Source organism: Streptomyces sp. NPDC102270 (assembly GCF_044766405.1).
Taxonomy (GTDB): domain Bacteria; phylum Actinomycetota; class Actinomycetes; order Streptomycetales; family Streptomycetaceae; genus Streptomyces.
In genome coordinates this window covers 95,811-118,236 of the sequence record NZ_JBIWLX010000006.1, presented here as the reverse complement: position 1 = coordinate 118,236, position 22,426 = coordinate 95,811, and the positions used below count along the sequence as shown (strand labels likewise).

The 22,426-nt window shown below is 71.2% G+C and carries 17 protein-coding genes; 10 read left to right on the top strand and 7 right to left on the bottom strand.

The features are described from left to right. Nucleotides 1-144: 144 nt before the first annotated feature. The 3 genes from ACIRP7_RS13200 to ACIRP7_RS13190 are packed head-to-tail and all read right to left on the bottom strand — an operon-like array spanning nucleotide 145 to nucleotide 2,744. Entirely contained in the window at nucleotides 145-1,302 is a 1,158-nt protein-coding gene (locus ACIRP7_RS13200; protein ID WP_403657429.1) for an acetyl-CoA C-acetyltransferase, read from the bottom strand. Nucleotides 1,303-1,319: 17 nt separating this feature from the next. Next, entirely contained in the window at nucleotides 1,320-1,943 is a 624-nt protein-coding gene (locus ACIRP7_RS13195; RefSeq protein ID WP_365642972.1) for a TetR/AcrR family transcriptional regulator, read from the bottom strand. 15 nt (nucleotides 1,944-1,958) lie between these two features. Then, nucleotides 1,959-2,744, bottom strand: a complete 786-nt coding sequence (locus ACIRP7_RS13190) for an SDR family oxidoreductase (RefSeq protein WP_403657426.1) — start codon at nucleotides 2,742-2,744, stop codon at nucleotides 1,959-1,961. A gap of 48 nt (nucleotides 2,745-2,792) precedes the next feature. Here ACIRP7_RS13190 and ACIRP7_RS13185 point away from each other — a divergent pair, with 48 nt between their 5' ends. From ACIRP7_RS13185 to ACIRP7_RS13170, 4 genes are all read left to right on the top strand, one after another. Beyond that, entirely contained in the window at nucleotides 2,793-3,932 is a 1,140-nt protein-coding gene (locus tag ACIRP7_RS13185; protein ID WP_403657423.1) for an acyl-CoA dehydrogenase family protein, read from the top strand. Then, complete coding sequence (locus ACIRP7_RS13180; protein ID WP_403657420.1) at nucleotides 3,932-4,897, top strand: acyl-CoA dehydrogenase family protein; 966 nt, start codon at nucleotides 3,932-3,934, stop codon at nucleotides 4,895-4,897. The genes ACIRP7_RS13185 and ACIRP7_RS13180 overlap by 1 nt, the downstream gene beginning before the upstream one ends. Nucleotides 4,898-5,043: 146 nt before the next feature. Then, complete coding sequence (locus ACIRP7_RS13175; protein ID WP_403657417.1) at nucleotides 5,044-5,961, top strand: rhomboid family intramembrane serine protease; 918 nt, start codon at nucleotides 5,044-5,046, stop codon at nucleotides 5,959-5,961. Then, nucleotides 5,958-6,905, top strand: coding sequence for a chitosanase (locus ACIRP7_RS13170; RefSeq protein WP_403657414.1), 948 nt, complete (start codon nucleotides 5,958-5,960; stop codon nucleotides 6,903-6,905). The genes ACIRP7_RS13175 and ACIRP7_RS13170 overlap by 4 nt, the downstream gene beginning before the upstream one ends. 104 nt (nucleotides 6,906-7,009) lie before the next feature. Here the strand turns inward: ACIRP7_RS13170 and ACIRP7_RS13165 are convergent, their stop codons facing one another. The 3 genes from ACIRP7_RS13165 to ACIRP7_RS13155 form a co-directional block, all read right to left on the bottom strand. After that, nucleotides 7,010-8,470, bottom strand: coding sequence for a glutamate synthase subunit beta (locus tag ACIRP7_RS13165; protein WP_403657411.1), 1,461 nt, complete (start codon nucleotides 8,468-8,470; stop codon nucleotides 7,010-7,012). Next, the gene (gltB, locus tag ACIRP7_RS13160; protein WP_403657408.1) at nucleotides 8,463-13,079 is read right to left on the bottom strand and encodes a glutamate synthase large subunit; all 4,617 of its coding nucleotides are present in this window, start codon (nucleotides 13,077-13,079) and stop codon (nucleotides 8,463-8,465) included. The genes ACIRP7_RS13165 and gltB overlap by 8 nt, the downstream gene beginning before the upstream one ends. 379 nt (nucleotides 13,080-13,458) lie before the next feature. Next, nucleotides 13,459-14,190 carry a VIT1/CCC1 transporter family protein gene (locus tag ACIRP7_RS13155; protein ID WP_403657405.1) on the bottom strand — a complete coding sequence of 244 codons (732 nt, stop codon included), beginning with the start codon at nucleotides 14,188-14,190 and terminating at the stop codon, nucleotides 13,459-13,461. 284 nt (nucleotides 14,191-14,474) lie between these two features. Between ACIRP7_RS13155 and ACIRP7_RS13150 the strand changes: the two genes are divergently transcribed. From ACIRP7_RS13150 to ACIRP7_RS13125, 6 genes are read left to right on the top strand one after another with little or no spacing between them, the layout of a single operon-like run. After that, nucleotides 14,475-15,572 carry an ADP-ribosylglycohydrolase family protein gene (locus ACIRP7_RS13150; RefSeq protein ID WP_403657403.1) on the top strand — a complete coding sequence of 366 codons (1,098 nt, stop codon included), beginning with the start codon at nucleotides 14,475-14,477 and terminating at the stop codon, nucleotides 15,570-15,572. A 35-nt stretch (nucleotides 15,573-15,607) separates the two neighbouring features. Further along, entirely contained in the window at nucleotides 15,608-16,843 is a 1,236-nt protein-coding gene (locus ACIRP7_RS13145) for an ADP-ribosylglycohydrolase family protein (protein WP_403657400.1), read from the top strand. 7 nt (nucleotides 16,844-16,850) lie between these two features. Then, complete coding sequence (locus tag ACIRP7_RS13140; protein ID WP_403657397.1) at nucleotides 16,851-18,017, top strand: ADP-ribosylglycohydrolase family protein; 1,167 nt, start codon at nucleotides 16,851-16,853, stop codon at nucleotides 18,015-18,017. Further along, entirely contained in the window at nucleotides 18,005-19,363 is a 1,359-nt protein-coding gene (locus ACIRP7_RS13135) for an ADP-ribosylglycohydrolase family protein (protein WP_403657394.1), read from the top strand. Before ACIRP7_RS13140 ends, ACIRP7_RS13135 begins: the two co-directional genes overlap by 13 nt. A gap of 8 nt (nucleotides 19,364-19,371) precedes the next feature. Beyond that, the gene (locus ACIRP7_RS13130) at nucleotides 19,372-20,562 is read left to right on the top strand and encodes a CaiB/BaiF CoA transferase family protein (RefSeq protein ID WP_403657391.1); all 1,191 of its coding nucleotides are present in this window, start codon (nucleotides 19,372-19,374) and stop codon (nucleotides 20,560-20,562) included. Beyond that, complete coding sequence (locus ACIRP7_RS13125; RefSeq protein WP_403657388.1) at nucleotides 20,559-21,389, top strand: HpcH/HpaI aldolase/citrate lyase family protein; 831 nt, start codon at nucleotides 20,559-20,561, stop codon at nucleotides 21,387-21,389. The genes ACIRP7_RS13130 and ACIRP7_RS13125 overlap by 4 nt, the downstream gene beginning before the upstream one ends. Nucleotides 21,390-21,446: 57 nt before the next feature. On the opposite strand, the gene lgt is transcribed toward ACIRP7_RS13125, so the two are convergent. Then, nucleotides 21,447-22,400 (bottom strand): prolipoprotein diacylglyceryl transferase, encoded by a 954-nt coding sequence (lgt, locus tag ACIRP7_RS13120; RefSeq protein ID WP_403657385.1) that lies wholly within the window; start codon nucleotides 22,398-22,400, stop codon nucleotides 21,447-21,449. Nucleotides 22,401-22,426: the final 26 nt, after the last annotated feature.

Genomic DNA, 22,426 nt, shown 5'->3' with positions numbered 1-22,426 from the left:
GATCGTCACGTTCGCCTGCCCCCCGCCCTCGCACATCGGCACCATCCCCGACGGCCCCCTCGCACCGCTCGGCCCCCGGGGGGCCTCACGGGCTTCGGGAGCCTGCGTCGGACTCCGTCCGCCGACTCGGGTGTCCCGCCGTCGTCACAGCCTCTCGATGATCGTCACGTTCGCCTGCCCCCCGCCCTCGCACATCGTCTGGAGGCCGAACCGCCCGCCCGTGCGCTCCAGTTCGTGCAGCAGGGTCGTCATCAGTTTCACTCCCGTCGCCCCCAGCGGATGCCCGAGGGCGATCGCGCCGCCGTTGACGTTGACCTTCTCCGGGTCCGCGCCGGTCTCCTTCAGCCAGGCCAGGACGACCGGGGCGAAGGCCTCGTTGATCTCGACGAGGTCGATGTCGTCGATGGTGAGGCCGGTCTTCTTCAGGGCGTGCGCGGTGGCCGGGATGGGCGCGGTGAGCATACGGATGGGATCCTCGCCGCGCACGGAGAGGTGGTGCACGCGTGCGCGTGGCGTGAGGCCGTGTTCGCGCACCGCCCGCTCCGAGGCCAGCAGCATGGCCGCCGCCCCGTCGGAGACCTGCGAGGAGCAGGCCGCGGTGATGGTGCCGCCCTCGATCACCGGCTTCAGACCGGCCATCTTCTCCAACGAGGTGTCCCGGCGCGGGCCCTCGTCGACCGCGACCGGGCCGTGGGCCACCGTCTCGCGCTCGAAGCGGCCCTCGTCGATGGCGCGCAGGGCCCGCCGGTGGGACCGGAGTGCGAACTCCTCCTGGTCCTCGCGGCTGATCCCCCACTTCCCGGCGATCATCTCGGCGCCGGCGAACTGGTTCACCGCCCGGTCCCCGTACCGCGCCCGCCACCCCTCGCTGCCCGCGAAGGGCCCCTGGGTCAGCCCCAGGGGCTCGGCGGCCTGCCGGGTCGCGAAGGCGATCGGGATCATCGACATGTTCTGCACCCCGCCGGCGACCACCAGGTCCTGTGTCCCGGACAGCACGCCCTGCGCGGCGAAGTGCACGGCCTGCTGCGAGGACCCGCACTGCCGGTCCACGGTCACCCCGGGCACCTCCTCCGGCAGCCCGGCCGCGAGCCACGAGGTCCGCGCGATGTCCCCGGCCTGCGGCCCGACCGCGTCCAGGCAGCCGAAGACGACGTCCTCCACGGCGGCCGGATCGACCCCCGCCCGCTCCACCAGCGCGACCAGCACCCGCGCGCCCAGATCGGCCGGATGGACGGCGCTCAGTCCTCCCCCGCGCCGCCCGACGGGCGTACGGACCGCTTCGACGATGTAGGCCTCGGCCATGGCAACTCCCCAGTGAGTTACGTACGTACGGCGATCCCGTCCAGCACCATCGACAGGTACTGCCGGGCGATCTCCTCCGGGCTGTGCTGTCCGCCGGGCCGGTACCAGGACGCGGCGACCCACACGGTGTCGCGCACGAACCGGTAGGTCAGCCGTACGTCGAGGTCGGCCCGGAACACCTCGGCCGCGACCCCGCGCTCCAGCGTGGACAGCCAGGCCTTCTCGAACCTGCGCTGCGACTCGGCGAGGAACGCGAACCGCTCCTGCGCCACCAGTTGCCTGCTCTCCTTCTGGTAGATCGCGACGGCCGCGCGGTGCCGGTCGATCTCCCGGAACGACTCGGTGACCAGGGCCTCCAGCGTCTCGCGCGGACCGAGTTCGGCGCCCAGGACGGCGTCGTAGCCGCCCCAGAGCTCGTCGAGGAAGGTCCGCAGGATCTCCTCCAGCATCGATTCCTTGGAGTCGAAGTGGTAGTAGAGGCTGCCCGCGAGCATGCCCGCGTGGTCCGCGATCTTGCGTACGGTCGTGGCGTTGTAGCCCTGTTCGGCGAAGACCTCGGCGGCGGTGTCGAGGAGTTCACGGCGGCGTGCGGGCGCGGCGGCGCTCACCTGGGGCTTCTTCTTGGTCGGCTTGGTCGGCACGAAGTCATTGTCGTCCTATGCGTGCTGGCTGCTGACGGCGACGACCTCGCCGGTCATGTACGAGGAGTAGCCGGACGCCAGGAACACGATCACGTTGGCCACCTCCCAGGGTTCGGCGTACCGCCCGAAGGCCTCCCGCGCGGTCAGTTCCTCCAGCAGCTCGGCCGAGGTCACCTTCACCAGGTGCGGGTGCATGGCGAGGCTCGGGGAGACCGCGTTGACGCGTACGCCGTACTCGGCGGCCTCCACTGCCGCGCACCGGGTCAGGGCCATGACTCCCGCCTTCGCGGCGGCGTAGTGCGCCTGTCCGGCCTGGGCGCGCCAGCCGACGACGGAGGCGTTGTTGACGATCACGCCCGCGCGCGCGTCCCGCATCAGCCGCAGGGCAGCCCTGGTGCACCGGAAGGTGCCGTTCAACGTGACGTCCAGGACGCGGGTCCACTGCTCGTCGGTCATGTCGGCGAGGGATGAAGTGCCGCCGAGACCCGCGTTGTTGACGACGACGTCCAGCCGGCCGTGCTCTTCCACGGCCGCGTCGAACAACGCGCGCACCTGTGCCTCGTCGGTGACGTCACACGGTACGGCGGTCACCGCTCCCGGGAACTCCCGCCCCAGCTCGGCCTCGTGCTCCTTCAGCCGCCTCGCGTGCGCGTCGCTGATCAGGACGCGCGCGCCCTCCTCCAGGAAGCGGCGCGCGGTGGCCCCGCCGATGCCCGCGCCGGCAGCGGCGGTGATGACGGCGGTGCGTCCCTTCAGCAGCCCGTGCCCCGGTTCGTACACCGGACTCTCGACGCCTGTCATAGCGCCACGCTAACCTACCAAACACTTGTTAGGGAAGGACGGGTGTCCATGGATCTGGCGTTCACGCAGGAGGAAGAGGCCTTCCGCGCCGAGGCCCGCGCGTGGCTGCGCGCGCATGTGCCCGGCTGTCCGCTGCCCTCCCTGGAGACCCGGGAGGGCTTCGCGGCCCATCGCGCGTGGGAGGCGGAGCTCGCCGCGGACCGCTGGTCGGTGGTCAACTGGCCCGTCCGGTACGGCGGCCGGGACTCCGGGCTGATCCGCTGGCTGGTCTTCGAGGAGGAGTACTACGCGGCCGGGGCGCCCGGACGCGTGGGCCAGAACGGCGTCAGTCTGCTCGCCCCGACCCTCTTCGACCACGGCACGCCGGAGCAACGCGCGCGCGTGCTGCCGCCGATGGCCACCGGTGAGGTGGTCTGGGCGCAGGCATGGTCGGAGCCGGAGGCGGGCTCGGACCTGGCGTCCCTGAAGTCCCGGGGGGTGCGCACGGACGGGGGCTGGCTGCTCAGCGGCCAGAAGACCTGGTCCTCCCGGGCCGCCTTCGCGGACCGTGCCTTCGGGCTCTTCCGCACCGACCCGGACACCCCGAGACCCCACCAGGGCCTGACCTACCTGATGTTCGACCTGCGCGCCCCCGGTGTCACCGTCCGCCCGGTCCGCCGCCTCGACGGGAAGCCGGCCTTCGCCGAGCTCTTCCTGGACGAGGTGTTCGTGCCGGACGAGGACGTCATCGGCGAGCCCGGCCAGGGCTGGCGGATCGCGATGTCGGCGGCGGGCAACGAACGGGGTCTGATGCTGCGCTCACCGGGGCGTTTCCTGGCGGCCGCCGACCGGCTGTGCGCGCTGTGGCGGGCGCAGGGCAGTCCCCCTGCGGCCCGGACCCGCGTGGCGGACGCCCTCATCGGTGCCCGCGCCTACCAGCTCTTCACCTACGCGGCCGCCGCCCGCTGCCTGGCCGGTGAGACGCTCGGCCCCGAGTCCAGCCTGAACAAGGTCTTCTGGTCCGAGTACGACATCGCGCTCACCGAGACGGCCCTGGATCTCCTGGGCGAGGAGAGCGAACGGGCGGACACGGACTGGTCGGAGCGCTATGTCTTCGCCCTGGCCGGCCCCGTCTACGCCGGCACGAACGAGATCCAGCGCGACATCATCGCCGAACGCCTGCTGGGCCTCCCGAAGGGCCGCCGCTGATGGACTTCCTCCTCGACACCGAGCAGCGCGACTTCGCCGCCTCCCTGCACGCGATGCTGACCGCAGCGGACACCCCGTCGGTCGTACGGGACTGGAGCCGGGGGGACCACGCGAGCGGGCGCGCGCTGTGGAGCCGTATAGCCGAGGCGGGGGTGTTCGCGCTTGTGGTACCGGAGGCGTACGAGGGGTTGGGTCCCCGTCCCTTGGAACTCGCTCTGGCCTTCGTCGAGTTGGGGCGGCATGCGGTACCGGGCCCGTTGGTGGAGACGGTGACGGCGGCGACACTGCTCACCTCACTGGACGACACGGGCCCGGCGAAGCGGCTGCTCCCGGCGCTGGCCGCGGGCGAGACGATGGCCACGGTCGCCCGCGATCACGGGTACGCCCTGGACGGCGAGGTGGCCGGCATCCGTCTCTCCCTGACGGCCGAGGGACTGCGTCTGGCCCCCGGCCACGGCCCCGTGCGCCCCTCGCTGGATCCCGCCCGCCGTCTCACCCCGCTGGACCCCGGCGGCGAACTGCTCACCGCGCACCCTCCGACGGCGGCCGCCCTGACCATCGCCCGCCTCACCACCGCCGCCCAGGCCCTCGGCACAGGCCTCGCCCTCCTCGACAGAACCGTCTCCTACGTCAAGCAGCGCACCCAGTTCGGCGCCCCCATAGGCTCCTTCCAGGCGGTCAAACACCAACTCGCCGACGCGACGATCGCGTTGGAGTTCGCGCGCCCCCTGGTCTTCGGCGCCGCCCTGACGATGACCGAGGAAGACGTCGCCGCCGCCAAGGTCACCGCGTGCGAGGCGGCGTACCGGACGGCCCGAACCGCGCTCCAGCTCCACGGTGCGATCGGGTACACGGCGGAGTACGACCTGTCTCTGTGGCTCACCAAGGCCCGTGCCCTGCGCACCGCCTGGGGCAGCCCCGACGAGTGCCGCGACACCGTCCTCAGTGGTGGTCGCCGCTGGTGAACTCCCGGTACTCCGTGATGCCAACGGGGTGTGCGCCCACCTGAATCCGGCCCCTCCGCTCCTCTCCCTCACCGGCGTTCGATATTTTGTTCGCCGCCGTCCCCACCGGCTCACGATCACCCCTGTCACTCCGAGGAGAGCCGGCCGTGGAACCCGAGTCCGCCGTCACCACCTGCTATCGCCATCCCAAGGTGGAGTCCCACGTCCGCTGCACCCGCTGCGAGCGGTACATCTGCCCCGACTGCATGCGGGAGGCGGCCGTCGGCCACCAGTGCCCCGAGTGCGTGCGGGAGGGGGCACGGTCGGTCCGCCAGGCCCGGACCGCGTTCGGCGGGCGGATCACGACGGTCCCCCTGGTGACGTACATCCTGATCGGCCTCAACGTGCTCGCGTACGTCGGCGAGCTCGTGCGTCCGGCGATCGTGGACCGCTTCGAGATGCTGGGCGTCGGCCTGCGGGGCCCGGACGGCGGCCACTACGAGTGGCAGGACATCTACCCCTCCGGCTTCCACGCCGAGGGTGTCGTCGACGGCGAGTGGTACCGGCTGCTGACCGGCGCGTTCCTCCATCTGCCGCCCACCGAGGGCACGTTCGGGATCCTGCACATCGTGATGAACATGGTGTCGCTGTGGAACATCGGCCGGGTGGTGGAGGTCCAGCTCGGCCGCCTCAGGTACGTCGTCCTCTATCTGCTCTCGGCGCTCGGCGGCTCGGTCCTCGTCCTGCTGGTCGCGCCCACCCAGCCCACGCTCGGCGCGTCCGGCGCGATCTTCGGACTCGGCGCGGCGTACTACGTGATGGCCCGCCGCCTCGGCGCCGACATGGCTCAGGTGAACCGCTTCATGGCGGGCCTGCTGCTGTGGCTGGTGATGTCGGCGTGGCTGACGTCCTGGCAGGGCCACCTCGGCGGCCTGCTCGCCGGGGCCCTCGTCACCGTCGCCTACGCGTACGCCCCCCGGGACAACCGTCGCGCCCTGGTGCAGGCGGGAGCGTGCGCCGTACTGCTGGCGGTGCTCCTGGTGTGTACTTGGACCAAGGTCACCGAACTGACGGGAGTTCAGTGAAACGGGCCCGCGCGCTGCTCCTCGCGGCCGTCCCCGTGCTCGTCACGGCGTCGGTCTACCTCCTCGCGCCCGAGGACTCCGGGGCACCGGGGGCGGGCCCCGACCTCTCCGCCGCCTACCGGTCGCAGGCGGCCCGGGACGCCAGGGATGCCGAGGGCGCCAAGACCTGGGCTGAGCGGCCCGAGGGGTCCGGGGGCGCGGACGCCCAAGGGGTCCTCGCCGGCCTGCCGGCAGGGCTCGACGCCCCCGCCGAGAAGGAACTCGCGCAGCGGCTCGTGGCGAGCGCCGAGAACTCCACCCTCGACTGGCGCAGCGCCTACTCCTACATCGAGGACATCGGTGACGGCCAGGGTTACACGGCGGGCATCATCGGCTTCTGCACCGGCACCAGCGACCTGCTCACCATCGTCGAGGACTACACCAAGGCCCACCCGGACAACGGCCTCGCGACCTACCTCCCCGCCCTGCGCGCGGTCGACGGCACGGACTCCCACGAGGGCCTGGACCCGGGTTTCACCGCCGCTTGGAGAGCGGAAGCCGAGGTCCCGGCCTTCCAGAGGGCCCAGGACACGGCCCGCGACCGCGTCTACTTCGACCCCGCGGTCCGGCTCGCCAAACTCGACGGACTCGGCCCGCTCGGCCAGTTCGTCTACTACGACGCCATGGTCTTCCACGGCCCCGGCACCGGCCCCACCGGCTTCTACGGCCTGCGCGAACGCGCCCTCGAGAAGTCCGGCAGCCCGACGGAGGGCGGCTCGGAGAAGGCCTACCTGGACACCTTCCTCGACATCCGCGAGGACGCCATGCGCAGGAAGCACCCGGGCATCGACACCTCCCGCGTCGACACGGCTCAGCGGCGCTTCCTGGACGACGGGAACCTGGACCTGAGGACACCGCTGGAGTGGCAGGTGTACGGGGAGACGTACAAGGTGCCGGTGCCGTAGGACGACATGCGACGGCGCCTGCCATCCGGTCCGGTCGGGGACGTGGAGGGCAGGCGCCGTCAGCGTTCCGTACGCCGTTGTACGGGACGTCTATTCGGGTGTGATCACACCATCAGCGAACGGTCCGTCGGCCGGATCGGCGCGGGCAGTTCGCTCGCACCGGTCAGGAAGCGGTCGCAACCGCGGGCGGCCGAGCGGCCCTCGGCGATCGCCCACACGATGAGCGACTGGCCACGGCCCGCGTCACCGGCGACGAAGACACCCGGCACGTTGGTCTGGAAGTCGGCGTCACGGGCGATGTTGCCGCGCTCGTCGAGCTCCAGGCCGAACTGCTCGACCAGGCCGTTCTCCCGGTCGGTGCCGGTGAAGCCCATCGCGAGGGTGACCAGCTGGGCGGGGATCTTGCGCTCCGTGCCCGGCTTCGGGGTCAGCTTGCCGTCGACGAACTCGACCTCGGTGAGGTGCAGCCACTGGACGTTGCCGTCCTCGTCGCCCTCGAAGTGGGTGGTGTTGACGGAGTAGACCCGCTCACCGCCCTCCTCGTGCGCGGACGTGACCTTGTAGAGCATCGGGAAGGTCGGCCACGGCTGGTGCGGGGCTCGGTCCTCGCCGGGCCTCGGCATGATCTCCAGCTGGGTGACCGAGGCCGCGCCCTGGCGGTGGGCGGTGCCCACGCAGTCGGCGCCGGTGTCGCCACCGCCGATGACGATGACGTGCTTGCCCTCGGCCGTGATGGGGGGCGCCACGTAGTCGCCCTCCTGCACCTTGTTGGCCAGCGGCAGGTACTCCATGGCCTGGTGGATGCCCTTGAGCTCGCGGCCGGGGACCGGCAGGTCACGGGCGGTCGTGGCACCGGCGGCGATGACGATCGCGTCGTACCGCTTCTTCAGGTCGGTCGCCCTGAGGTCGCGGCCGATCTCGATGCCGGTACGGAAGCGGGTGCCTTCCGCGCGCATCTGCTCGATACGGCGGTTGATGTGCCGCTTCTCCATCTTGAACTCGGGGATGCCGTAGCGGAGGAGGCCTCCGATGCGGTCCGCGCGCTCGTAGACGGCGACGGTGTGACCGGCCCGGGTGAGCTGCTGCGCGGCGGCGAGACCCGCGGGGCCGGACCCGATGACCGCGACGGTCTTGCCGGACAGGCGCTCGGGGGCCTGCGGCGCGACATCGCCGCTGTCCCACGCCTTGTCGATGATCGAGACCTCGACGTTCTTGATGGTGACCGGCGGCTGGTTGATGCCGAGCACACACGCCGACTCGCAGGGAGCGGGGCACAGACGACCGGTGAACTCCGGGAAGTTGTTGGTCGCGTGCAGCCGCTCGGAGGCGGCGGACCAGTCCTCGCGGTAGGCGAAGTCGTTCCACTCGGGGATGAGGTTCCCGAGCGGACAGCCGTTGTGACAGAACGGGATGCCGCAGTCCATGCAGCGGCTGGCCTGCTTGCTGATGATCGGCAGCAGGGAGCCGGGGACGTAGACCTCGTTCCAGTCCTTCAGACGTACGTCGACCGGGCGGGACTTGGCGACCTCACGGCCGTGGTTCAGGAAGCCCTTCGGGTCAGCCATTGATCGCCGCCTCCATCATCTTCTCGGTGATCTCGGACTCGGAGAGTCCCGCCTGCTCGGCGGCGTCCTTGGCGGCGAGCACTGCCTTGTACGTGCTGGGGATGATCTTGCTGAAGCGCTCGACCCCTCCTCCAGGGGTATCCCACTCAGCCAGGAGCTTCTCGGCGACCGTGGACGCGGTCTCCTCCTGGTGGCGGCGCACCACGTCGTGCAGCCACTGCTTGTCGGCGTCGTCCAGCGCCTCCACGGCGTTCACGTTGCCGACGTTGACGTTGTCCCGGTCGAGGTCGATCACGTAGGCGACACCGCCGGACATGCCGGCCGCGAAGTTGCGGCCCGTCTCGCCGAGGACCACCGCGTGACCGCCGGTCATGTACTCGCAGCCGTGGTCGCCCACACCCTCGGAGACGACCAGCGCGCCGGAGTTGCGGACACAGAACCGCTCGCCCGTACGACCGCGCAGGAACAGCTCGCCGCCGGTCGCGCCGTAGGCGATGGTGTTGCCGGCGATCGTCGAGAACTCGGCGAGGTGGTCGGCGCCCCGGTCCGGACGGACGATCACGCGGCCGCCGGAGAGGCCCTTGCCGACGTAGTCGTTGGCGTCGCCCTCCAGGCGCAGCGTGACACCGCGCGGCAGGAAGGCGCCGAAGGACTGGCCGGCCGAGCCGGTGAAGGTGATGTCGATGGTGTCGTCGGGCAGGCCCGCACCGCCGAACTTCTTCGTCACCTCGTGGCCGAGCATGGTGCCGACCGTGCGGTTGATGTTGCGGATGGCGACCTGGGCGCGCACCGGCTGGGCGTCGGTCGCCGAGTCGGCGGCCAGGGCGTCGGCGGCGAGCTTGATGAGCTCGTTGTCGAGCGCCTTCTCCAGGCCGTGGTCCTGCTCGATGACCTGGTGCAGCGGAGTGCCCTCGGGCAGCTCGGGCACGTAGAAGAGCGGGGACAGGTCCAGGCCCTGCGCCTTCCAGTGGTTGACGGCCCGCTCGACGTCGAGCGTCTCGGCGTGGCCGACAGCCTCCTCGATGGAGCGGAAGCCCAGCTCGGCGAGGATCTCGCGGACCTCTTCGGCGATGAACTTGAAGAAGTTCACGACGTACTCGGCCTTGCCCGTGAACCGGTCCCGGAGCACCGGGTTCTGGGTGGCGATGCCGACCGGGCAGGTGTCCAGGTGGCAGACGCGCATCATGACGCAGCCGGAGACGACGAGCGGTGCGGTCGCGAAACCGAACTCCTCGGCGCCGAGCAGCGCGGCGATGACGACGTCACGGCCGGTCTTGAGCTGACCGTCGGTCTGGACGACGATCCGGTCGCGCAGGCCGTTGAGCAGCAGGGTCTGCTGGGTCTCGGCGAGACCCAGCTCCCAGGGACCGCCCGCGTGCTTGAGGGAGGTCAGCGGGGAGGCACCGGTGCCACCGTCGTGACCCGAGATGAGCACGACGTCCGCGTGGGCCTTGGACACACCCGCCGCGACCGTGCCGACGCCGACCTCGGAGACCAGCTTCACGTGGATCCGCGCCTGCGGGTTCGCGTTCTTCAGGTCGTGGATCAGCTGGGCCAGGTCCTCGATCGAGTAGATGTCGTGGTGCGGCGGCGGGGAGATCAGACCGACACCCGGGGTCGAGTGCCGGGTCTTGGCGACCCACGGGTAGACCTTGTGGCCGGGCAGCTGGCCGCCCTCGCCGGGCTTGGCGCCCTGGGCCATCTTGATCTGGATGTCGTCCGCGTTGACCAGGTACTCGGAGGTCACGCCGAAGCGGCCGGAGGCGACCTGCTTGATCGACGAACGCCGCGCCGGGTCGTACAGCCGGTCCGCGTCCTCGCCGCCCTCACCGGTGTTGGACTTGCCGCCCAGCTGGTTCATGGCGATGGCGAGGGTCTCGTGCGCCTCCTTGGAGATGGAGCCGTACGACATGGCGCCGGTGGAGAAGCGCTTGACGATCTCGGAGACCGGCTCGACCTCGTCGACGGAGATCGGCTGGCGGTCCGACTTGAAGCCGAACAGGCCGCGCAGCGTCATCAGGCGCTCGGACTGCTCGTTCACGCGGTCGGTGTACTTCTTGAAGATGTCGTAGCGGTTCGCGCGCGTCGAGTGCTGGAGGCGGAAGACCGTCTCCGGGTCGAACAGGTGCGGCTCGCCCTCGCGGCGCCACTGGTACTCGCCGCCTATCTCCAGGGCACGGTGGGCCGGCGCGATGCCGCTCGCCGGGTACGCCTTGGCGTGCCGGGCGGCGACCTCCTTGGCGATGACGTCGATGCCGACGCCGCCGATCTTGGAGGCCGTACCGCTGAAGTACTTCTGGACGAAGCCCTCTTCGAGACCGACGGCCTCGAAGACCTGGGCGCCCCGGTAGGAGGCGACGGTCGAGATGCCCATCTTCGACATGACCTTGAGGACGCCCTTGCCCAGGGCGTAGATCAGGTTGCGGATGGCCTGCTCGGGCTCCAGACCGTTCAGGAAGGTGCCCGCGCGCAGAAGGTCCTCGACGGACTCCATGGCGAGGTACGGGTTCACGGCCGCGGCGCCGAAGCCGATCAGCAGGGCGACGTGGTGGACCTCGCGGACGTCACCGGCCTCGACCAGCAGGCCCACCTGGGTGCGCTGCTTGGTGCGGATGAGGTGGTGGTGGACGGCCGCGGTGAGCAGCAGCGACGGGATCGGCGCGTGCTCGGCGTCCGAGTGCCGGTCGGAGAGGACGATCAGCCGGGCGCCGTTGGCGATGGCGGCGTCTGCCTCGGCGCAGATCTCCTCGATGCGCGCGGCGAGGGAGTCGCCGCCGCCGGAGACCCGGTACAGGCCGGAGAGGGTCGCGGCCTTGAAGCCGGGCATGTCGCCGTCGGCGTTGATGTGGATGAGCTTGGCCAGCTCGTCGTTGTCGATCACCGGGAAGGGCAGCACGACGGAGCGGCAGGAGGCGGCGCTCGGGTCGAGCAGGTTGCCCTGCGGGCCGAGGGCCGAGCGCAGCGAGGTGACGAGCTCCTCGCGGATCGCGTCCAGCGGCGGGTTGGTGACCTGCGCGAACAGCTGGGTGAAGTAGTCGAAGAGCAGACGCGGACGCTCGCTCAGCGCGGCGATCGGCGAGTCGGTGCCCATCGAACCGATCGGCTCGGCAGCGGCCTTGGCCATCGGCGCGAGGAGGACGCGCAGCTCTTCCTCGGTGTAGCCGAAGGTCTGCTGGCGGCGGGTGACCGAGGCGTGGGTGTGCACGATGTGCTCGCGCTCGGGCAGGTCGCCGAGCTCGATCTCGCCGGCCTCCAGCCACTCCGCGTACGGCTGCTCGGTGGCCAGGCCGGCCTTGATCTCGTCGTCCTCGATGATGCGGTGCTCGACGGTGTCGACGAGGAACATCCGGCCGGGCTGCAGGCGGCCCTTGCGGACCACCTTGGCGGGGTCGATGTCGAGGACACCGACCTCGGAGCCGAGGACGACGAGGCCGTCGTCGGTGACCCAGTAGCGGCCGGGGCGAAGGCCGTTGCGGTCGAGGACCGCGCCGACCTGCTTGCCGTCGGTGAAGGTGACACAGGCCGGACCGTCCCAGGGCTCCATCAGGTTGGAGTGGAACTGGTAGAAGGCGCGGCGGGCCGGCTCCATGGAGTCGTGGTTCTCCCACGCCTCCGGGATCATCATCAGCACGGAGTGCGGCAGCGAACGGCCGCCCAGGTGGAGGAGTTCGAGGACCTCGTCGAAGGACGCCGAGTCGGAGGCGTCCGGCGTACAGATCGGGAAGACGCGCTCGAGGGCCTTGGCGTCGTTGCCGAACAGGTCGGAGACCAGCTGCGATTCGCGGGCCGCCATCCAGTTGCGGTTGCCCTTGACGGTGTTGATCTCACCGTTGTGCGCGACGAAGCGGTACGGGTGTGCGAGCGGCCACGAGGGGAAGGTGTTCGTGGAGAACCGGGAGTGCACGAGCGCGATCGCGGAGGCGAAGCGGCGGTCGGACAGGTCCGGGAAGAAGGGCTCCAGCTGACCGGTGGTCAGCATGCCCTTGTAGACGATGGTCCGCGCGGACAGCGAGGGGAAGTAGACGTCGACCTCACGCTCGGCGCGCTTGCGCAGCACGAAGGCCTTGCGGTCGAGGTCGATACCCGTAGAAGGCACTGCGGCGCCGTCGGTCACGAAGACCTGGCGGAAGGCGGGCATCGTCGAGCGGGCGGTGGCGCCGAGCAGCCCGGGGGCGACCGGGACCTCGCGCCAGCCGAGAACGGTGAGGCCCTCCTCGGCGGCGATCGTCTCGATCTTCGAGACGGCGTCCTCGATACCGTCCTCCGGCAGGAAGGCGGTACCCACGGCGTACCCACCGGCCGTCGGCAGCTCGAAGCCGACGACCTCACGGAAGAAGGCGTCCGGAACCTGGGACAGGATGCCCGCGCCGTCACCCGAGTCGGGCTCGGCGCCGGTGGCACCGCGGTGCTCCAGGTTGCGCAGAACCGTGAGCGCCTGCTCGACCAGCGCATGGCTCGCCTCGCCGGTGAGGGTGGCCACGAAGCCGACGCCGCAGGCGTCGCGCTCGTTGCGGGGGTCGTACATACCCTGCGCAGCAGGGCGAGCATCCATGAAGGACCACTTCTGGCCATTCGTGGAGTGCTGGGACGGCTGGCGCGGCGTACGCATCGGCTCTCCCGTCGTCGTCATATGGCATATGCAGATTGCCGAGGGACGACGTTGGCCCTCTGCGTGAGTGCAAAATTTCGTGCAGGTTACATGATGGAGCGGATCTCGGGAACCGGATACTCCGTTCCAACATGCGGACGCCACGCGGTGCGAGGGGGGTGTCGCACACGTGGCTTGAAGTATGTGGGGACCGATCCGGACTGATCGGTCAGATCATCGTCCGTCGGCCCAGGGGGCGGCGAAGGCGTCGTCGCCGACCCCGCGAGTGCGCCGCAAGCATCGTTGCCCGCAGTGCTTACGGCTCATGCCCAGTGGTTAAGCACTCGAAACCAGCGAGTAACGACTACTTATGCGACCCGCCGCATAAGTAGCAGCCGAGCTATCCTACGGCCGTTCCGAACAAACTGCCCAGGGCGTACGTCACACCGGCCGCCGCACCTCCCAGAGCGAGCTGCCGGAGCCCGCTGTACCACCAGGTCCGCGCGGTCACCCTGGCCACGACCGCACCGCACGCGAAGAGTCCGACAAGAGCGAGCAGCAGAGCGGGCCACAGCGTGGTCGCACCGAGCAGGAACGGCAGTACGGGGAGCAGGGCCCCCAGGGCGAAGGACCCGAAGCTGGACACGGCGGCGACCAGCGGCGAGGGCAGGTCGCCGGGGTCGATACCCAGTTCCTCGCGGGCGTGGATCTCCAGGGCCTGCTCGGGATCCTTCGACAGCTGCCGGGCGACCTCCCTGGCCAGCTCGGGTTCGACACCCCGCCCCTCGTACAGGGCGGCGAGCTCGGCCTCCTCGTCCTGCGGATGCTTGCGCAACTCCCGGCGCTCCACATCCAGCTCGGCCTCGACCAGCTCCCGCTGGGAGGCGACGGAGGTGTACTCGCCGGCGGCCATGGAGAAGGCGCCGGCGGCGAGCCCCGCCAGCCCGGTGATCACGATGGTGTGCTGACCGACGGCCCCACCCGCCACGCCGGACATCAGGGCGAGATTGGAGACCAGCCCGTCCATGGCACCGAAGACGGCGGGCCTGAGCCAGCCGCCGTTCACATCCCGGTGCGTGTGGTTGTCGCGGTGCGCCTCGTGCAGGGGCGCTTCGATGTCGAGGATGGCCATTCCGGTCCCCCAGGAAGCTAAGCCAAAGCTAACTTTGGACACGTTCTAATTCTTAACAACGAACACAGTACGTCGGGTCATTCCCCTCCGCCAGCAAGGAAAGGCTCCGCTAACCTGCGGGTTTACCGTCGGATGCGCAGACGATCATGAGCCCGCTCAGATGTCGACCGGGTGACGTTGAGGGCAGGGAGGCTGAGGTCAACCGCCGATGGTGGGACATATACGGCAAAAGGTTCCGCGCCTCGCGCGAACCTCCTCTGCTCCTTGTTGTGGAGAGGCCGGCTATGACATCGATCGCCCGCGTTTCCTCGGTCCCGGCACCCCAGCACGCCGCCGAACTCCGTGAGCGGGCCCGCGGCGCCCTGCTGGGCCTGGCGGTCGGGGACGCCCTCGGAGCCCCCGCCGAGAACCTGAAACCGTCGCAGATCCGTGCCCGCTGGGGCCGTATCAAGGGCTATGTCGTGGACGAGCCGGCCGGCACGGACGACACGGAGTACGCGATCTTCTCGGGTCTGCTCCTCGCCCGTCACGGCTCGGCCCTCACCCCCTCCCATGTGGAGACGGCCTGGCACACGTGGATCGCGGACCGCGACGAGGGCCCGTTCCGGGGCGCCGGTTTCAGCGAACGCGGCACGCTGGAGAACCTCCGTCGAGGTCTGGCGGCCCCCATCTCGGCCCAGCACCGCCATGCCTGGAGCGACGGCCTGGCCATGCGGGCGGCCCCCTTCGGCGTCTTCGCGGCGGGCCGCCCCGCGGAGGCGGCCCGCCTGGTGGCCGTCGACGGCTCGGTGAGCCACGACGGCGAGGGCATCTACGGCGGCCAGGCGGTCGCGGCGGGAGTGGCGGCGGCCATGGCGGGCGCCCCGACGATCGCCGTCGTCGCCTCCGCGCTGGCGGTGATCCCGGACGACAGCTGGACGGCCCGCTCCCTGCGCCGCGCCGTGGCGGTGGCCCACCGGGGCGAAAGAGCGGTCCGCTCCGCGGTGGTGATCGGCGGCTATCCGTGGACCGACCTGGCCCCGGAGGCGGTGGCCCTCGCCTTCGGCGCGTACGCGGCGGCGGACGGTGACTTCCGTGAGGCGGTCCTGACGGCGGTGAACATGGGGAGAGACGCGGACACGACGGCGGCGGTGGCGGGGGCGCTGGCCGGCGCGACGCGGGGAGCGTCGGCGATCCCGGCCGAGTGGGCATCGGCGATCGGCCCGGCGAGGGGCAGTTGCCTGCCCTCCATGGCGGGCCATCACGTACTGGACGTGGCGGAGTTGCTGGTGACGGGGGAGGACGGCAAGTGGGCCACGACCGGACTCACCCGGGAATGGCCCCCACCCGACCTGGACGCCTTCACACTGGCGGCGGGCGATGAGTCGGGAACGGACAGGTGAGGCCGCCGGGACCGTGGGGCGAGACCACGCCGGGCATGCCGACGCCGCTCGAACCCGAGGCCGCCGACAGTGAGTTCGCCCCGCAGGGACCACCAGCGCCCGACGGCGAAAGCCGCACGGGCGGTGCGGGTGAGAACACAAAAGCCGAAGCCGAGGCCGGACAGAGAGTCCAGGGCCTCCTCCTCGGCCTCGCCGCAGGCGACGCCGCCGGCTGGCCCTCCGCCCGTCACAGAGCCGCCCGCATGCCCGAATGGACCCGCCGCCTCACCCGCGAACTGGACACCTTCGCCGAACAGAACGCCACCACCACCCTCCCCGTCCCCATCGCCCTCAACCAACCCCCCGAGCCCCTCCGCCTCGGCCCGTCCGACGACGCCGAATGGGCGGCCTTCACCGCGGAAGCCCTCCTGCGCGCAGGCGACGACACCGCCCTGGGCGACCTGACCCGGGAGCGCCGTACCAGAGCCGCCATCGACCTCACCTGGAACGCCCTGGCCGCCGAGGTGGCCGCCGCCGCAGACAAGGCCCCGGAGATCGAGTCCGCCGACATCCCCCTCCGCGCCCGCATCTCCGTCAGAGCGGGACTCGGCAACCTCGCCACCGGCCTGCGCCCACCCGCCACGGGCCACGACAACCCGCACTACTTCGACGACGCGGCCTGCGTCCGGGCCTGCGTCCTGGCGGTCGCCCACCCCGGTGCCCCCCGCCCCGCCGCGGATCTCGCCGAGTTCGACGCCCGCTACACCCAGGACGGAGACGGCGTGCACGGAGCGAGAGCGATGGCCGCGGCCGTCTCCCTCGCCCTGACCGGCGCCCCCGTCGAAGCCTGCGTGACAGCGGCGCTCACCGAGCTGCCCGAGGACACGGAGATCGGCCGCAACGCCCGCCACGCCCTGCGTCTCGCCGAGGCCGCCGGAAACGCCTTCGCGCTGATCCCCGCCCTGGAACACGAGATCGTCGACCACGTCTACAGCTACGGCATCGCGGCCGCCGAAACGGTCCCGGTGGCCCTCGCTCTGGCCACCGCCGCGCAGGGCCGTATCGCGGAGGCGGTCCCCGCCGCGGCCTGTCTGTCCCGCGTCGCCGACTCGGCCCCCGCCCTGACCGGCGCACTGACCGGCGCACTGGGCGGCGCCACCGCGATCCCCGCCTCCTGGCGCGACACCTGCCGGACACTCTCCGGCTGCGCCCTCCCCCGCCTCACCGGCACGGACCTCGTGGAACTCGCCGAACTCCTGGTAGCCGCACAACCACCCCTCCCGGGAGGATGATTCCGGCATGACGCCCAAAAACTCTGAAAGCAGTCTTGAGGAGCGGATCACCGGGGCCCTCGTGGGCGCGGCGGTGGGCGACGCCCTCGGCGGTCCCGTCGAGGGCTACTCCCCCGACCAGATCCTCGAACGCCACGCCGGCCGCGTCCACGGCATCGTCGGCCCCTGGAACGGCGACGACTGGCGCACCGCCCGCCCCATCGCCCCCTACCACAAGGGCGACGGACACGTCACCGACGACACCTTGATGACCCACGCGCTGATCCGTGTCTACGACCGGGTCAGAGACCACCTCGACGCCTACGCGATCGCCGACCACCTGGTCCCCGACCTGATGACGAACCCGCGCTGGATCCCGGAACTGGAGGCCGAGGCCCTCCCCCTGCACCGCCTCTTCCTCGCGGAGAAATGGCTGGTCACCCGTCTCCACTACGGCCACATCGACCCCCGCGAAGCAGGAGTGGGCAACATCGTCAACTGTGGCGCGGCGATGTACATGGCCCCGGTCGGCCTGGTCAACGCGGCCAACCCGCGGGCCGCGTACACCGAGGCCCTGGACATCGCGGGCGCCCACCAGTCGTCGTACGGCCGGGAGGCGGCGGGAGTCTTCGCGGCGGCGGTGGCGGCGGCGTGCGAGCCGGGCGCGACCCCGGGCTCGGTCGTGACGGCCTGTCTGCGGCTGGCGAAGGACGGCACGCGAACGGCGATCGAGCAGGTCTGCGAAGTGGCCGCTCACCACACGGACGCCGAATCGGCACTACGACCCCTGCGGGACGCCGTCGCGGCCTACGACACGGTCGGCCCCGACTACCGCGCCCCCTCGCTCGGTGCCCGCCGCCCCTCCCGCCTCCACGCGATCGAGGAACTCCCCGTCGCCCTGGGCATGTTGCTCGTGTCCGCGGGCGACTACCGGCAAGCCGTTCTCGGCGCGGTGAACTACGGCAGGGACTGCGACTCGATCGCCACGATGGCCGGTGCCCTGTCCGGCGCCCTGGGCTTCCCGGTCCCGGACGACTGGTCGAAGACGGTCTCGGAGGCGAGCCGCCTGGACCTGTGGGAACCGGCGGCGACGCTGACCGCCGTGACCCGGGAGATCTTCGATCGGGACGTCACCCACCGCAGGACCCACGAGGCGGCGTTCGCGGAGCTGGGAGGCCCGAGATGCTCCGACTGACCTGGGTCCAGCCGGAGGACCTCATCGGCCACGAACTCCGCCAGGCGGCCCAGGACGGCAGGGAGCCGTCGGCGATCGCGGCGAGATGGCGAGCGGCGGGCGGCAAGGAGGCGCCGATGCGCGCGGGCGCCTCGGCGGAGCCCGCGTCCAGGTATCTGCGGCAGCTCGCGGACGACCTGCTGGACGAACTGGCGGATCTCCCGGGCGCGTTGGAGGACGACGAGCCCACCGACCTGGCGAGGATCAAGGCCCGCTGCCGGACGTGGCCTGCGCACGCCTCCACGGCACCTCTCACCCGGGCGGGCCTGGAAGCGGCCTGGCTGGGCCGGGCCGTGGGCTGTCTCCTGGGCAAACCCGTGGAGAAGCTTCCCCTCGAAGCCATCCGCAGCCTCGCCGCGGCCACCGGCAACTGGCCCCTGAACACCTACTTCACGGCAAAGGGCGTCCCCGCCGAAGTCCTCGCCGCCCACCCCTGGAACCGGCGCTCCGCCACCACCTCCCTCGCCGAGAACATCGACGGCATGCCCGAGGACGACGACCTCAACTACCCCTTGCTGAACCTCCTGTTGCTGCAACGCCATGGCAGGCACTTCACCACCACGGACGTGGCGAACCTCTGGCTCGACGAGCTCCCCGCCGGCCGCACCTTCACCGCCGAACGCATCGCCTACCGCAACCTCCTCCAGGGCCTGGAGCCCCCGAGGACCGCCCGCCATCGCAACCCCTTCCGCGAATGGATCGGTGCCCTGATCCGCGCGGACGTCCACGGCTGGACCAACCCCGGCGACCCGGCGGCCGCGGCCGAACAGACCCACCGGGACGCCACCCTCACCCACACGGCGAACGGCGTCTACGCGGCGATGTTCACGGCCGCCGTGATCGCCCAGGCGGCGGCGACCCCCGACATCCACACCTGCCTGCGCACCGGCCTCACCGTGATCCCCCCGAACTCCCGCCTCACCAAGGCCATCACCCACGCCGTCCAACTGGCTCGACAGTACGACGACTTCGACAAGGTCGTGGACGAACTCCACGCCACCCACGCCGCGACCCACCACTGGGTCCACGCCGTCCCCAACACCGCGCTGATCTGCGCCGCCCTCACCCACGCGGACGGCGACTTCACCGCCTCCGTCTGCAAAGCGGTGAGCGGCGGCTGGGACACCGACTCCAACGGCGCCACGGCGGGCAGCATCGCCGCCCTCCTGACCGGCGCCCCGGAAAACCTCCCCGACCGCTGGACCACCCCCCTCAAGAACCGCCTGACCACCACCGTCGCCGACTTCAACGGCAGCGGCTTCGACACCCTGGCCCACCTCACCCACCGGGAGGCTGCCCGCCCATGACCCACGTCATGACCGAGACCCCCCTGAAAGGGCTGCGCGTGCTCGACGCGGCCACCCTCTTCGCCGGCCCCCTCGCCGCCACCCTGCTCGGCGACTTCGGCGCGGACGTCGTCAAGATCGAGCACCCCACGAAACCGGACCCCTCCCGCGGCCACGGCCCCTCGAAGGACGGCATCGGCCTGTGGTGGAAGGTCCTGGGCCGCAACAAGCGCACGATCACCCTGGACCTGTCCAAGCCGGGCGGGCGCACCACCTTCCTGCGGCTGGCCGCCGCCGCGGACGTGGTCATCGAGAACTTCCGCCCCGGCACCCTGGAGAAGTGGGACCTCGGCTGGCCCGAACTCTCCGCCGCCAACCCCCGACTGGTCCTCACCCGCGTCACCGGCTTCGGCCAGTTCGGCCCCTACGCCCACCGCCCCGGCTTCGGCACCCTCGCCGAGGCGATGAGCGGCTTCGCGGCGATCACCGGCGAACCGGACGCACCCCCGGTGCTGCCGCCCTTCGGCCTGGCCGACTCCATCGCGGGCCTGGCCACGGCGTACGCGGTGATGACAGCACTCGCGGCCCGTGACCGCACGGGCGAGGGCCAGGTCGTCGACATGGCGCTCATCGAACCGATCCTGACGGTCCTCGGCCCCCAGCCGACCTGGTACGACCAGCTCGGTCACGTCCAGGAGCGCACCGGCAACCGCTCCGCCAACAACGCCCCGCGCAACACCTACCGCACGGCCGACGGCACCTGGGTCGCCGTCTCCACCTCGGCCCAGTCGATCGCGGAACGCGTGATGCACCTGGTGGGCCGCCCCGAGCTGATCGAGGAACCGTGGTTCGCGACCGGCGCCCAGCGGGCCGCCCACGCGGACGTCCTGGACGCGGCGGTCGGCGACTGGATCGCCACACGCACCCGCGCGGACGTCCTCGCGGCCTTCGAGAAGGCGGAGGCCGCGGTCGCCCCGATCCAGGACGTCCGGGACGTGATGGCCGACCCGCAGTACCAGGCCCTCGACACCGTCACCACGGTCGACGACCCCGAGCTCGGCCCGCTGCGCATGCAGAACGTCCTCTTCCGGCTCTCCTCGACCCCCGGAGCGATCCGCTGGGCGGGACGCCCGCACGGCGCGGACACGGACGAGATCCTGACGGAAGCGGGCCTGACCAAGGCCGAGTTGACGGCGCTGCGCGCGGAGGGCGCGCTATGAGGCCCTACCCTCTGACCTGGCTCTACGTCCCCGGCGACCGCCCCGAGACCGTCACCAAGGCCCTCGTGGCCGGCGCCGACGTCGTGGTCGTCGACCTGGAGGACGCGGTCGCCCCCGACCGCAAGCGCTACGCCCGCGAGGCCACCGCCGAACGTCTCGGCGACCCCCAGCCGGTCCCGGTCCACGTCCGGGTCAACGCCCTGGACAGCCCCCTGGCGGCAGCGGACCTGGCGGCGATCGCCCCCCTCCCGGGCGTCTGCGGACTGCGCCTGCCCAAGGTCACCGCCCCCGCCCAGATCACCCGCGTCGCGCAGACGACGGCCCGGGCCGAAGGAGGCGCCCCACCCCTGTACGCCCTCCTGGAATCGGCCCTGGGCATCGAGCACGCCTACGCCATCGCCACCGCCCACCCGAGCCTGCGAGGCATCGCACTCGGCGAGGCGGACCTGCGAGCCGACCTGGGCGTACGACACGACGGGGGGCTGGACTGGTCCCGCTCCCGAGTGGTCGTGGCGGCGAGAGCGGCGGCCCTGCCTCCCCCGTCCCAGTCGGTCCACCCCGACATCCGGGACCTGGAGGGACTGAGGGCCTCCTGCGCCCACGGCCGCGCCCTGGGCTTCCTGGGCCGGGCAGCTGTCCATCCCCGCCAACTCCCGGTGATCGAGCGGGCCTACCTGCCCACGGAGGAGGAGATCGAGCAGGCGGAGACGGTCCTCAAGGCGGCGGAGGCCCACCAGGGGGCGCAGGCCCTCCCGGACGGCACGTTCATCGACGCGGCGGTGGTGACCCAGGCCCACCGCACCCTCTCCCTCGTCGGCCGCGCCTGACATACGACGAGGGCGCCCCGACCACTCGGGGCGCCCTCGTCGACGTACAGCCGGCGGTCAGGTCTTCTTCGCGGACTCGGCCTCGTCGGCCGCCTCGCGGGAGTCGGCCTCGGACTCGCCGGAGTCGGAGTCGGCCTCGGCCTTCGCGTCAGTGCCGGACTTATCGGCCTCTTGCACCTCATCGTCTGCGGCATCCGCACCCGGCTCGACGACGTCCTCGCGTCCGGGCCGCTTCTTCGCCGACACCACGAGGTACGTCACCGCGAGCAGGAACACGATGATCGCGGTCCAGACGTTGAGCCGGACCCCCAGGATGTGATGGGCGTCGTCGATGCGCATGTACTCGATCCAGCCGCGTCCCGTGCAGTACGCGGCGACGTACAGCGCGAACGCCCGGCCGTGTCCCAGCTTGAAGCGGCGGTCGGCCCAGATGACGAGGAGGGCGACGCCGACGCACCACAGCGACTCGTAGAGGAACGTCGGGTGGTAGTAGCCCGGTACCCGGCCGTCCGTGGAGGACGTGATGTGCAGGGCCCACGGCAGGTCGGTCGGCTTGCCGTACAGCTCCTGGTTGAACCAGTTGCCCCAGCGGCCGATGGCCTGTGCGAGGGCGATACCGGGGGCGATGGCGTCGGCGTAGGCCGGCAGGGGGATGCCCCGGCGGCGGCAGCCGATCCACGCGCCCACCGCACCGAGCGCGATCGCGCCCCAGATGCCGAGGCCGCCTTCCCAGACCTTGAAGGCGTCGACCCAGTCACGGCCCTCGCTGAAGTACAGCTCGTAGTCCGTGATCACGTGGTAGAGGCGGCCGCCGAGCAGTCCGAACGGCACGGCCCAGACCGAGATGTCGGCCACCGTGCCGGCTCGCCCGCCACGGGCGATCCAGCGCTTGTTGCCGAGCCAGACGGCAACGAAGACGCCGATGATGATGCAGAACGCATAGCCACGCAGCGGGATGGGACCGAGGTGGATCACCCCGCGCGACGGGCTGGGAATGTAGGCAAGTTCCATGGCAGGGTCGACGCTACCCTGCCCGG